This is a genomic window from Mycobacterium sp. 050272, from assembly GCF_039023525.1.
Classification (GTDB): Bacteria; Actinomycetota; Actinomycetes; order Mycobacteriales; family Mycobacteriaceae; genus Mycobacterium.
On sequence record NZ_JBCHKV010000004.1, the window covers coordinates 108089 to 120201 of the forward strand.

The 12113-nt window shown below is 66.0% G+C and carries 13 protein-coding genes and 1 pseudogene; 7 read left to right on the forward strand and 7 right to left on the reverse strand.

All coding sequences use genetic code 11. The features are described 5' to 3' along the window. Nucleotides 1–4: 4 nt before the first annotated feature. The 3 genes from AAHS21_RS10455 to AAHS21_RS10465 are packed head-to-tail and all read right to left on the reverse strand — an operon-like array spanning nucleotide 5 to nucleotide 3571. Entirely contained in the window at nucleotides 5–1471 is a 1467-nt protein-coding gene (locus tag AAHS21_RS10455; protein WP_342927602.1) for an FAD-dependent oxidoreductase, read from the reverse strand. Continuing rightward, on the reverse strand, nucleotides 1468–2376 hold the full coding sequence (gene bphC, locus AAHS21_RS10460; RefSeq protein ID WP_342927603.1) for a biphenyl-2,3-diol 1,2-dioxygenase: 909 nt from the start codon (nucleotides 2374–2376) through the stop codon (nucleotides 1468–1470). Before bphC ends, AAHS21_RS10455 begins: the two co-directional genes overlap by 4 nt. 10 nt (nucleotides 2377–2386) lie before the next feature. Continuing rightward, nucleotides 2387–3571 (reverse strand): acyl-CoA dehydrogenase family protein, encoded by a 1185-nt coding sequence (locus AAHS21_RS10465; protein ID WP_342927604.1) that lies wholly within the window; start codon nucleotides 3569–3571, stop codon nucleotides 2387–2389. Nucleotides 3572–3642: 71 nt separating this feature from the next. On the opposite strand from AAHS21_RS10465, the gene AAHS21_RS10470 reads away from it, so the two are divergent. The 3 genes and pseudogenes from AAHS21_RS10470 (at nucleotide 3643) to AAHS21_RS10480 (ending at nucleotide 4755) form a co-directional block, all read left to right on the forward strand. Beyond that, nucleotides 3643–3825 carry a hypothetical protein gene (locus tag AAHS21_RS10470; protein ID WP_342927917.1) on the forward strand — a complete coding sequence of 61 codons (183 nt, stop codon included), beginning with the start codon at nucleotides 3643–3645 and terminating at the stop codon, nucleotides 3823–3825. After that, nucleotides 3822–4259: pseudogene (locus AAHS21_RS10475) on the forward strand (SDR family oxidoreductase). Before AAHS21_RS10470 ends, AAHS21_RS10475 begins: the two are co-directional and overlap by 4 nt. Nucleotides 4260–4269: 10 nt before the next feature. Beyond that, nucleotides 4270–4755, forward strand: coding sequence for a nuclear transport factor 2 family protein (locus AAHS21_RS10480; protein WP_342927605.1), 486 nt, complete (start codon nucleotides 4270–4272; stop codon nucleotides 4753–4755). Nucleotides 4756–4783: 28 nt separating this feature from the next. Here AAHS21_RS10480 and AAHS21_RS10485 read toward each other — a convergent pair whose 3' ends face one another. From AAHS21_RS10485 to AAHS21_RS10495, 3 genes are all read right to left on the reverse strand, one after another. Continuing rightward, nucleotides 4784–5644: an alpha/beta fold hydrolase gene (locus AAHS21_RS10485; RefSeq protein WP_342927606.1), complete on the reverse strand. Its 861-nt coding sequence runs from the start codon at nucleotides 5642–5644 to the stop codon at nucleotides 4784–4786. 183 nt (nucleotides 5645–5827) lie between these two features. Then, complete coding sequence (locus AAHS21_RS10490) at nucleotides 5828–6268, reverse strand: nuclear transport factor 2 family protein (protein ID WP_342927607.1); 441 nt, start codon at nucleotides 6266–6268, stop codon at nucleotides 5828–5830. Nucleotides 6269–6322: 54 nt separating this feature from the next. Continuing rightward, a complete protein-coding gene (locus AAHS21_RS10495) occupies nucleotides 6323–6505 on the reverse strand; it encodes a hypothetical protein (protein ID WP_342927608.1) in 183 nt (60 codons plus the stop codon). A gap of 185 nt (nucleotides 6506–6690) precedes the next feature. On the opposite strand from AAHS21_RS10495, the gene AAHS21_RS10500 reads away from it, so the two are divergent. The 3 genes from AAHS21_RS10500 (at nucleotide 6691) to AAHS21_RS10510 (ending at nucleotide 10042) form a co-directional block, all read left to right on the forward strand. Further along, entirely contained in the window at nucleotides 6691–7116 is a 426-nt protein-coding gene (locus AAHS21_RS10500; protein ID WP_342927896.1) for a PPOX class F420-dependent oxidoreductase, read from the forward strand. 50 nt (nucleotides 7117–7166) lie between these two features. Continuing rightward, the gene (locus AAHS21_RS10505) at nucleotides 7167–9425 is read left to right on the forward strand and encodes a molybdopterin-dependent oxidoreductase (protein WP_342927609.1); all 2259 of its coding nucleotides are present in this window, start codon (nucleotides 7167–7169) and stop codon (nucleotides 9423–9425) included. 110 nt (nucleotides 9426–9535) lie between these two features. Beyond that, nucleotides 9536–10042, forward strand: a complete 507-nt coding sequence (locus AAHS21_RS10510) for an isoprenylcysteine carboxylmethyltransferase family protein (RefSeq protein ID WP_342927610.1) — start codon at nucleotides 9536–9538, stop codon at nucleotides 10040–10042. A gap of 4 nt (nucleotides 10043–10046) precedes the next feature. On the opposite strand, the gene AAHS21_RS10515 is transcribed toward AAHS21_RS10510, so the two are convergent. Further along, nucleotides 10047–10892, reverse strand: a complete 846-nt coding sequence (locus AAHS21_RS10515) for an SDR family oxidoreductase (RefSeq protein ID WP_342927611.1) — start codon at nucleotides 10890–10892, stop codon at nucleotides 10047–10049. 187 nt (nucleotides 10893–11079) lie between these two features. On the opposite strand from AAHS21_RS10515, the gene AAHS21_RS10520 reads away from it, so the two are divergent. Next, on the forward strand, nucleotides 11080–12090 hold the full coding sequence (locus AAHS21_RS10520) for an alpha/beta hydrolase fold domain-containing protein (protein ID WP_342927612.1): 1011 nt from the start codon (nucleotides 11080–11082) through the stop codon (nucleotides 12088–12090). Nucleotides 12091–12113: the final 23 nt, after the last annotated feature.

Sequence of the window (12113 nt, forward strand, 5' to 3'; positions counted from 1 at the left end):
GAATTCAGCCCTTGGCGGCCGATCGCCCGGCGCGGCGGCCGTAGAAGCTGCCATCACCGAGAGAAACACCGCTGGCATAGCCCCAGGCGGCCAGCCCGGCGGTCGAGCGGCCCGCGGCGAAGAGTCCCGGGATCGGCTCGCCGCTGACGTGTAGCACCTCCGCGTCCAGCGTGGTGGCCAGCCCGCCGAGGGTGAACCCGCCGGTGTTCTCGCGCAGGTCGATCGCCCCGACCGGGCTGCCGATCGGCCTGATCCACTCCGGCTTCTTGTGCAGCAACGGATCCTCGCCGCGCACGGCACCCTCGTTGTAGGCGGCGACGGTCGCCTGCAGCGATCCGGGTGCCAGGCCGATGTCGCGCTCCAGGTCCGCCACGGTGTCGGCCACCCATGTCGGTTGGCGCAGCATGAATTTCGGTGACCACGACGCCATGGCCTCTTCCTGGGCATCGTTGTCGATGATCAGGTAGGCGATGTTGTCCTGGTGGTAGAGCGTGAGCTGCCCGACGCGGCCCGGGTAGGTGTCCTCGGCGACATAGCGCTGACCGCGGCCGTTGACCAGGATCCCGCGCACCAGCTGCTGAGGGTCGATGAAGATCGCGACCTCGGTGGCATCCATGTGCGCCAGATCGGCTCCGAGAGCCTGCGCCATCCGGATCGCCTGGCCGTCGTGCTGCTCGATCGATGCGGCCGGGCGCCTGGCGATCCGCGGCGCGTAGCGGGCCACCATCGCGTCGTTGTAGGCGAAGCTGCCGGTCGCGAGCACGATGCCGGTGCGCGCCCGGATCGTCATCTCGGTGCCGTACTGGCGGGCACGGATACCGACGACCCTGCCGTCGGACTCGACGATCAAACACCGCACCCGCACGTCGTAGAGCGCGCGAGCACCCGCCGCGGTGGCGGTTTCGACGAGCGGCTTCATCAGCATGTAGCCCGCGCTGGCTTCGCCCTGCTTCTTGTTCTGCATCTGCGGGACGTGGCCGCGCGGGGCGGGGGAGGCGATGGTGTTGAACGGATAGGAGTTTTCACCACCGCTGTACATCAACCCCTGATCGCCCATCGGTTCCCAGCCGGGCTCGGAAAAGAACTCCGCCTTGAACGGCACGCCGCACCCGACGAGCCATTCGAAATGAGCGACACTGCCGGCGCAGTAGTCGGCGATCCGGTCCGCATCGGCGCCCGGGCCCATCGCCACGTTGAGGAACGCTTCCATGTTTTCGACGGAATCGGTGAAGCCGCAGGCCTTTTGCAGCGGCGTGCCACCGCCGAGATAGATGAACCCGCCGGCCATCGCCGCGGCGCCGCCCCAGGACCCGGTGCGCTCCAGCACCAGGACGTCGGCACCCGAGCGCGACGCCTCGACCGCGGCGGCGGCACCCGCGACGCCGTAACCGGCGATCACGACGTCGGCCTCGTGATCCCATGCGGTGATCGACGACGCCGTTATCGGCGTGACGTCCATGTCGGGGGTCATAACCGCATCGCGGCCGGCATCTCGCCGACCCACTGGTGGCCCCAGTAGCTGTCGGCGGTGATTTCCTCTGCCGTGTAATAGGTTTCGTCGACTCGCATGCCAGCAGTGCCGAACTCGATGTCCCAATCACCCGGAGCCCGGACGTAAAAGGAGATCATTTTGTCGTTGGTGTGGCGGCCGAGTGTGGACGAGAGCTGGAAGCCCTCGGCGTTGACCCGGTCCAGCGCCTGGCCCACCGCGTCGAGAGTATCGACCTCGACCATGATGTGCACCAGACGCGGGTCACGCATATGCGCGGCCGGCACGATCGCCAGGCTGTGGTGACGTTCGTTGATCCCGAGGAAGCGAACCCGCACCGGGCCATACTCTTTCGGCAACGGCACCCGGAACGCGCCGCGTGACCGGAACCCCAGCACTTCGGTGTAGAAGTCGAACACAGCGTTGGGGTCCATCGCGGGGACCACGACATGGCCCATGCCCTGATCGCCGGTGACGAATCGCGCGCCGAAGGGGGTGACGACCGGGCTGTGATCGAGCACCGCGCCGTGGCACACCTCGAGTGTGGTGCCGGCCGGGTCCTCGAAGGTGATCACCTCTTCGACACGGCGGGCTTCGGCCTCTTCGACCGACAACTGTTTGAACGGTACCCCGGCCCCGTCGAGCGTCGCCTTGATCCGCTGCAGCGCCGGGTGGTCGCGGACCTCCCAGCCGATGGTGAGCACGCGGTCGGTCTCACCCGGCACCACGATCAACCGCGCCGCGCGCTCATCCATCCGCAGATACAGCGCGGACTCGTCGGGGCCCTTGCCCTCGGCGAAACCCAGGACGCCGAACGCGAAGTGCCGCCAGCGGTCAATGTTATTGGTCGAAATCGTAATGTAGCCAAGGCTTTTCAGATCAGTCACCCAAGGCTCCTTAAATCAGCGCCCGCAGCGGGCCCTCGGGCGGTTCGACGCCCAGAGAACTCAGTGCCGCCGCGTGGTATGTGGTGCCCGGTACGTGGATGGCATGCATTTGGCCGACGTGGACGTCGCGCCAGTAGCGCTGCAGTGGCTTGTCCATTCGGGCCGCGTTGCCGCCCGAGCGGGCGAAGATCTCGTCGACGGCCGCCACCGCGCGCCACACGGCGCGCACCTGTGTCCGTCGTCCGGCCGCGCGGTCGGCGAACGAGACCTCCTTGCCCGCCGCGACCATGTCGTAGATCCGGTCGGCGTTGGCCAGTAGTTCCTGGCGGGCGGCGTTGATGTCGGCGGCGGCCTCGCCGATCGCGTGCATGACGTACGGGTCGTCCTTGATCGCCGTTCCGGTGGCGCCGACGCGCTCGCGCTGATAGTCCAGATGGGCGGCGAGCGCGCCCTCGGCGATGCCGATCGTCGCCGCCGAGATGCCCAGCGGGAACATCGTCGACCACGGCATCAGATACAACGGCTCGGTCATCCCTGCCTCGCGCTGGGCGGTGCCGTCCATTACCTTCGTGGCGTCCATGGTCCGGTAGCTCGGCACGAACGCGTCGGAGACGATCACGTCCTTGGAGCCGGTTCCCCGCAGCCCCACCACATTCCACGAGTCATCGACGATCTCGTAGTCCTTGCGCGGCAGGATCATGTGCAGCATCTGCGGCGGCATCAACGGAATGCCCTTTTCGTCACCGCGCATCGCACCCAGGATGATCCAGTCGCAGTGGTCGGTGCCCGAGCTGAACTGCCAGCGGCCGTTGAAGATGTACCCGCCGTCGACCGGCTTCGCCACACCCTGCGGCGCGTACGGAGACGCCATCCAGGTGTCGACGTCGTCGGCCCAGATCTCGGCGGCGACCTTAGGGTCCGCGTACGCCAACTGGTAGGGGTGCACGCCCACGACGCCGACAATCCAGCCGGCTGCCGGGTCCAGCGCCGCCGTGGCCATCGCCGTCTCGGCGAATTCGCGGGGGTGGGCTTCGAAGCCCTGGTACTGCTTGGTCTGCAGCAGCCGGATCAGGCCCGCACCCTTCATCAGCTTGACGGTGTCGTCGGTAAGCCGGCCGATTTGTTCAGCTTCGGCGGCCTGGTCGCGCAATTGGTCCGACATGGCCACTACCCGGTCCAGTACCCGGTCGCTCATATCTTTGTCCTTACGTGTGTGGGCTAAGTAATGGTCTACCGCAGTCCTCGCCCGTCCCGAAGGAAATCCCGATGAGCGGACGGAAATACGTGTCCGATGACCGGGAAGCCCGGCGCGAGGCGGCCGGCCGGTCAATACCGTGCCTACTCATGAATGATGCCGTCGACGTGACCGTGGTGGGCGCAGGCTTCGCCGGCCTGTATGCCCTGCACAAGCTGCGCGCGCAGGGACTCTCGGTGGGGGTGCAGCGATGACTGGCTTACTCGACAAGGTCGTCGTGGTCACCGGCGCCGGCAAGGGTACCGGCCGGTTTCGCTGACGAGGGCGCCGACGTAATCGCCCTCGACGTCGCCGCGCTTGCCGACGAATTATCGAGTACCGCAACCGAAGTCGAACGTCGTGGCCGTCGGTGCTTCACGGGTGTCGCGGACGTGAGCGAGCTGGCTGCCGTGACATCGGCGATCGACAGCTGCGTCGCCGCGCTGGGCCGGCTGGACGTCATCATCGCCAACGCCGGCCGCCGAGTCGCGCAGAATTCGCCGAGGTCGCGGTGGCGATGAATATGCTTGCGGTGCCGTGGATCGACCCGGTCGATGTCGCCAACGCCGCGCTGTTTCTGGCTTCCGATGAGGCGCGCTACATCACCGCGATCGTCCTGCCCGTCGACGCGGGCGCCACCCAGCGATGAGGAGACGACGATGACCGATGTGGCGGATTTGCTGGCCCGGTTGCGACGGCTGGAGGACGACCGCGACATCAGACAGTTGATCGCGTCCTACGGTCCCGCGGTCGACGCCGGCGATCCGGATGCCAGCGCGCGGCTGTGGGCGACCGACGGCGTGTACGACGTCGACGGGTGGCGGATGGAAGGCCGTGCCGATGTGCACGCGATGATCAGATCGGAAGCTCACCAGAAATTAGTGCAGAAGGGGTGTTCACACTTCCTGGGGCCGTGTGTCGTCACGGTCACCGGTGACGAGGCGGTGGCGGTATGCGAGTCCCTGGTGCTGGTTCGCGACGGCTCCGAAAACGGGTCCTACCGGGTATGGCGCGCCACCGCGCACCATTTCGTGCTGCGCCGCGTCGACGGGCAGTGGCAAATCACCACCCGCACCAGCCGGGTGCTCGACGGCAACCCCGACGCGCACGCGTTGTTGCTGAAAGGCCTTGCGGGAGCGCCTTAATCGGGCGCCGCCGCCCTCGCGATCGCCGCTAACGGGACAGGAAGCTCAGGACCGTACTTTCGAAAGCCGCCTTGGCTTCGATCATGGCCCAGTGCCCGGAATTCGGGAAGATGTGCAGCTCCGCGTTGGGAATGGTGCGCATCGGGATCAGCGCCATGTCGGGTGGACTCACCCGATCGTCGCGGCCCCAGGTCAGCAGCGTGGGCGCGGCCAGCTTGTGCATCGTCGCCCACGGGAAGGGCCGGTCCGAGGCGGCCATCGCGGAGTTCATCGCGGAGAACGCCGCCTTGCCGTACATCCGGCGCGCGGCGTCCAGCGTGACGGGATCGGTGGCCAGTTGCCAACGCTCCTCGATGAGTTCGTCGGTCACCAGGGCCTGGTCGTACACCATCGACTTCAACCAGTCGACAAGCCGCTGCCGGGTGGGGTCCTCGACGAACTCCTGCAGCAGCCGGATGCCCTCGCTCGGGCTGGGACTGAAGATGTTGGTGCCGATGCCGCCGATGGTCACCAGCCGGTCGACGCGGTCCGGGTTACCGATGGCGAAGTTGATGCCGACGCCGCCACCCATCGAGTTGCCGACGATATGCGCCTTCTCAACTCCGAGCGCGTCCAGGAAGGGCGATACCACGCCGAAGGCCGTGACCATCGGGTGGCCGCCCAAGTCGTCGGTGACCCCGAAGCCGGGGAATTCCAGGATCAGGCAGCGAAAGTGCTCAGCGAACGTGGGCAGGATCCCGCGGAAGTTGCGCCAGCCGGTGACCCCGGGGCCCGAGCCGTGCAAGAACAGCAGCGCCGGAGCGGAATCCGGGCCGCAGTCGTAGTAACGCAAAGCGCCCTTCGGGGTGCTGATTTCACGCAGGTCATGCTCAACGGAGGTATTGGCCACGCATGCCACCCTGCCATGTCGTCGCTTGGTGCGTCAGCGGTGTTCCGCTCAGCGGTCTAGGACGTCGAATGTGCGCTGACGGTTTCGAGTGTGCGTTCAGGGTGGGAATGATCGGCGTGTCGTCGCCGTGAGCCCACACTGAAACGCCGGGACACACACTGAAAGCGACTGTCCGCCAAGCACTCAGGACGGCCGAGCCATCGCGGAGTCGGCCGCGGCCCAATCCGTCGACACCTTGCGGTGCTTGATCAGCCAGGTGCCACCGTCGGGCACCAAGACATCGCGATAGCGGCCGAAATGGTCGAGCCCGATCTGGGTGACGACGGTGAAGTAGCAGGACACTCGAGCCTCGTCGGGCGTCAACGAGGTGAATGAGATGTTGGCGACGTTGTGGCGAACGACCGGCTTGACGTCCGCCTCGACGGCGAGCTTGCCGGTGACGCCACCGAGGAACTCAACGATCTCGGATCGGCCGCGTAGAGGTTGTGCACCACGAACCTCGAGAACGCCGTCGACGCAGAAGGTCTCGGCTAGCCCGTCGAGCTGGCCCGCGTCACCCGACCAGTTGTATCGGGCGAGCGTGTCACGGATCTGCTCGCGGGCCACCAGCTCCCACATCTCCATCGCCGTGACTCCTCACCCGACCGCCGGTACTCCACAGCACCTTAGTCAGGCGGCCTACTGGACGATGCGAGGCTGGAAGCGGTGCAGCGGCTTGGGCATGACGCCGTTCAAGTCGAAAACGGCTATCATCGCCCGCAATAGGGCGGGGGACCAGTCATCGAGTGGGTGCGCGTCTATCCGGGCGAGCACTTCACGTCGGAGGTACTCGATGTTCGTCGGGGGCTGCTGATCGGTCATGGCCGCGCCTACGGCTCCTAGCTCCTGGGCAGGTCGTTCGGTCCTACATGACGCTAGGGCTGATGCCTCGTCGATGTATAGCTAACTTGTCAGATTCAAATGTCTCTCAAGGAATAGCGCTGCGGGTTACAGACTCCGACGTCGTGAGCGGGAATGAATCGTGTCGGGAAGCCGTAGAACAACGCATGGAACTCAACGACGCCGCACGAAACCTCATCGGCAAGGGTGTCGACGCCACCCTGGTCACCATCAATCCCGATGGCAGCCCCCAGGTCAGCCTGGTCTGGGTCGCCTTGCAGTCCACCCCGGACGGCGATGAACTCGTCAGCGCCCACCTGGCCGACTACAAGAAGCTGCGCAATATCCGCAAGGACCCGCGGGTAGCGGTGACGATCGTGGCGATCGATGACCAGGGCATCCGGCCCCGGCCATACCTGTCGATCGGCGGGACGGCGCGGATTGTCGAGGGCGGCGCCCCGGAACTGCTGAGGGAACTCGATGCGCAGCTGGGGAGTCCGGATGTGCAGTTCCCGCCGGACGACGCGCCGCCGGGATATCTCAACCGCATTCGCATCGAGAAGGTCGGCGGCATGGGACCCTGGGTGTCCTGAGCTGAGCTTTGCCACTTCCGCTACCCGGAGTATCGCAATACAGTGAGTGGATGAAACCGGGAGCTGACGGCAAACATATTCGGACCTGTCCGCTGTGTGAAGCCATGTGCGGCTTGGAGATTCAGGTCGAATCTGGCGTAGTGACGGGCATTCGCGGCAACCGTGACGACGTGTGGAGCCGCGGGCATCTCTGCCCCAAGGGCGTGTCGCTGGGCGCGGTGCATCACGACCCGGACCGCGTCCGCAGCCCGATGATCAAGGTCGACGGGGAGTTCCGGGAAGTCAGCTGGGATGCGGCGTTTCGACGCTGCACCGAGCTGCTGACGCCGGTGATTGAGAAGTACGGCATTGGTGCGGTCACCGCCTACACCGGCAACCCGCTGGCACATTCGTTTTCGCTGGCCCGCTACGCCGGCGTGCTGATGGGCATGTCCGGAATGCCGGTCACGTATTCACCGGGGACGGTCGATCAATGGCCGAAGAATCTGTCGTCACACCTGATGTACGGCCTCTGGTGGAACTTTCCCGTGCCGGACATCGAGCGCACCGACCTGCTGGTCATCATGGGCGCCAACCCCGCCGCGTCGCAGGGTTCACTGCTGGCCGCACCCGATGTGATGGGCCTGATCGACGGAATCCGCAAACGCGGCAAGGTGATCGTGATCGACCCGGTGCGCACGCAGACCGCCGCGCAGGCCGACGAGTGGCTGCCGATCGTGCCCGGCACCGACGCGGCACTGCTGCTGGCGGTCGCCCACACGCTCTTTGCCGAGGACCTGGTGAATCCCGGCCCGCACGTCGATGGCTGCCTAGATGGGTTAGACACGATGCGTGAAGTCGCCGCGGCCTGGCCGCCCGAACGGGTAAGCGATGTCACCGGCATCGACGTCGACACCATCCGGCGGTTGGCACGCGAACTCGCCGGCGCCGGGAAATCCGTGGTGTATGGCCGAATTGGCTTGTGTAACCAGGAGTTTGGCAGTTTGGCCAGCTGGATGGTCGATGTGATCAACATCTTGACCGGCCATTTCGACACCCCCGGTGGTGCGATGTTCCCCAAGCCGGCGGCCTGGTCGATCACCACGCAGCCGCTGCCCGGCCTGGAGGGCGGTCTGCCGGAATTCGGCCGCTGGCACACCCGGGTGCGCGGCGCCAAGGAGGTGCTCGGGCAGGCCCCGGTCTCCTGCATGACCGAGGAAATCGCCACACCGGGCGAGGGGCAACTCAAGGCGCTGATCACCGTCGCGGGCAACCCGGTGTTGTCCACTCCCGGCGGCGACAAGCTCGACGAAGTGCTGCCGATGCTGGAAGCGATGATCTCCATCGACCTTTGGGTCAACGAGACGACCCGCCACGCCGATGTGATCCTGCCCGGGCTCTCACCGCTCGAGCAGCCCCACCACGACGACCTGATCCTGTTGTTCGCAATCCACAGCATCGCTAATTACTCGGCGCCGGTGTTCGACCCCGGTGATCGTCCGCACGAATGGGAGATCCTGATCCGGCTGACCGGCCTGTGCACCGGCACACCGGCCGAGGACGTCGACGTCGCCGCGATCGACGACGGCTTCTTCGATTACCTGGCCTTCACGCGCGGAGTCGACGGCGCCGAGATCCGCAAGATGTACGACGCAGCCGGCTTGAAAGGCGGGCCCGAACGCATACTGGACCTCACGCTGCGCACCGGTCCGTTCGGGGACCAATACGGCAAGAACCCGGGCGGGCTGACATTGGACCTGCTCAAGGCCAATCCGAACGGCATCGACTTCGGGCCGATGGTGCCGCAGCTCCCCGACATCCTGGGCACCCCGGACAAGAAGATCCGGCTGGCTCCGCAGTACCTGCTCGACGACCTGCCCCGGCTCCAAGCGCGGATGCAGCGACCGGCCGAGTCGTTGGTCCTGGTTAGTCGCAGGCACCTGCGCTCGAACAACACCTGGCTGCACAACGTGCCCGCGCTGATGAAGGGCAGGGACAGGTGCACGCTGCTGATCCACCCCGACGACGCCGCGCGCTGCGGAGTGTCCGACAACGACGTCGTCACGGTGAAATCGGAGGCGGGCGAGATCAAAGTTCCCGCCGAGATCACCGATGCGATCAAACCCGGTGTCGTGTCGATGCCGCACGGCTGGGGACATGGCAAGCCGGGCACGCGCATGTCGGTCGCGAACAGCTCGCCGGGCGCCAACACCAACGCGCTCTCGCTGCCGACATTTGTCGACGAGCCATCCGGTAACGGCGCCCTCAACGGCATACCGGTGACCGTGCTCGCGGATCAAGCGCGCTTCGAGGCCGTGCCGGCCGGCTGACGACCAGCCTGCGCTGGCCGAGCTGGTCGATGCTCGCGCTGTTTGCTGAACCCTCGAATGCGGATCCTCGTTGCTATAGGCAGAACGCACACGGGGAAGGGGGAGACGCGATGTATCACTACCTGTTGTTCATCGTGCTGATCGGCGTTGAACGCCTGATCGGGCTGGTCGTCGCGCACCGCAACGCGCAGTGGTCAATCGCCCGCGGAGGCAAGGAACTCGGCCTCGACCACTTCCCGGCGATGGTCAGCCTGCACGCATTGCTGCTGGTGTCATGTGTGGTGGAAGTCTGGGCGCTCGGACGCCCATTTGTGCCCTGGCTGGGATGGCCGATGCTCACCGTCGTGGCGCTCAGCTGTGTTGTCCGCTGGCGCTGCGCCGCCGCGCTGGGCAGGCACTGGAATCCGCGGCTGATTGTGATTCCGGGAGCACCGCTGGTTCGGCGCGGTCCGTATCGATGGGTGCGCCACCCCGACTACATTGCCGTCGTCGCGGAGGTATTCGCGCTGCCGCTGATCCATTCGGCCTGGCTGACGGCGATCGTGTTCAGCATTGCCAACGCGGCACTGCTCAACGTGCGAATCCGCCTGGAAAACGCGGCATTGACCTACGTCTGAGCGATCATGGGGCGATGGGCCGGTTCGTCCACTCCCGGTCGGGTCGTCGCGACGAACGGAACCATCCGCCCGCCGCGCCGGTGCCTCCGTCGGTGGGGATGGTGTGGCCCGTGACGAAGTCCGATAGATCCGAGGCCAGAAACAGGATCACGCGGGCCTGGTCCGCAGGCAGCCCCATCCGTCCGGCCGGAACCCACTGCGGCCACTGCGCCTGCTCTTCGGCGGACAGCCACTGCGAGTAGGGCACCTGGAGCGATTCGGTGACATCGGGGCCGATCGCGTTGACGCGCACACCGTCACGGCCCACCTGGACCGCAAGGCTGCGGGTGAAATGAATGACGGCCGCCTTGAACGCGGCGTAGACCGGGTCCTCGGGGTAGCCGCGCAGCCCTTCGACCGAGGAGACGTTGACGATCGAGCCGCGGCGTTGACGCACCATCACCGGCAGGAAAGCGTGGGTGACCAGGAAGACATGGTGCAGGTTGATCCGGTAGAGCTCGTCCCACAGTTGCGGATCGGTGTCGACGAAATTGCCGGGGTGGCGCAGCCAGTGCCCGACATTGTTGACCAACGCATCGATCCGGCCGAACCGATCGAGCACCGATCGAGCCAGGGCGGCAACCTGGTCGGCGTCGCGTACGTCGGCAACGATCGGCACAGCCACTCCGCCCGACGCCGCGATCGCATCGGCGCTCTGCTCGGCGAGCGCGGCGTCGATATCGGCGATCACGACCTGGGCACCGTGTCGGGCGAACAGCTGCGCGGTGGCCGCTCCGATGCCGCCACCGCCGCCGGTCACCACCGCCACCCGGTCGGTCAGCAGCGCACCGGCGTCAGTTGCCTGTTCCATGCTCATATCTTCGAGCACTCGCGAAATTCGTCGGCATCGAGGCCAGAACCGGCACCCAAATTTGTCGCCCTAATACCCGTATTCAACACCCGCAAACGGTGACGAACGTAGCAATTCACGACGGTCTAGCTGCGGTTATCGCCCTTCATCGGGGGTATCCTGCGATCCCTTAGGAGTTGGTCAATAAATGGTTACCAAACCGGTTAAGCGGCACTTTCACCATCGTCGCAGTCCGCAATCGATCGCCGTCTCAATGGCCAGTCGATTGATCGTGAAGAATGTCGTCCGAGCGTGGGCGCTGCAGCCGAGTCTGCATTGGCCGTTGGGGTACGTCGACGGACTGGTGGGCTTGCTGCCTCATTTCCGCTCCGCGGCGACGGTGCAGGCGGTGCGCCTTGAACAGTGCAACGCCGAGTGGGTGCGCGCCCCCGGCGTATCCCCGACGCGGGCGATCCTCTACCTGCACGGCGGTGCCTTCCTCACCTGTGGGGTCAACACCCATCGGGCGCTGGTGACACGTTTGTCGGAGGCGGCCGATGCCGGCGTGCTGATCGTCGGATACCGAAAACTCCCGTCGCACCAGATCGCCGACGCGATCGACGACGGACTCTGCGGTCTGCGTTGGCTGCAGCGGCATGGCTACGAAGCCGATCGAGTAGTCGCTGCCGGCGACTCGGCGGGTGGATATCTCGCATTCATGACGACACTGGCCGCGATCCGCACGCAGCTCGCTAGGCCGGCGGGGATCGCTACCGTGTCGCCGTTCACCGATGCGAATCCGGATCGAAAACTCAAGCACCGCAACGCACGCAGATGCTCGATGTTCACCGCCGGGGCGTTGTCGATCTTTTCGCGCTATCTGGGCGAAGTTCAGCTCCCGGACGGCCCGGGCAGCTCTTCGGGTCATGTCGTCTCACCCGTCGACGCCGATTTGTCGGCACTGCCGCCGGTGGCCATTCACGCGGGCGCCGACGAACTGCTGCTTGCCGACGCCGAGCTCATGGCGGAACGCTTGGAAGCCAACGGAATTCGCTGCGATCTGCACGTCTGGCACGGCCAGATCCACGATTTTCCGCTGGCGGCCGATGTGCTGCCCGAGGGTAGGCGGGCCATCCGCTACCTCGGGGACTTCGTCAAGGAAGTCACTGCGGGATCTTGGCGTCGCGGGAGCGGACACGTCAGCGCCGTCGCGGGATAGTGCGGTTCGCCCCGCAATCAGCG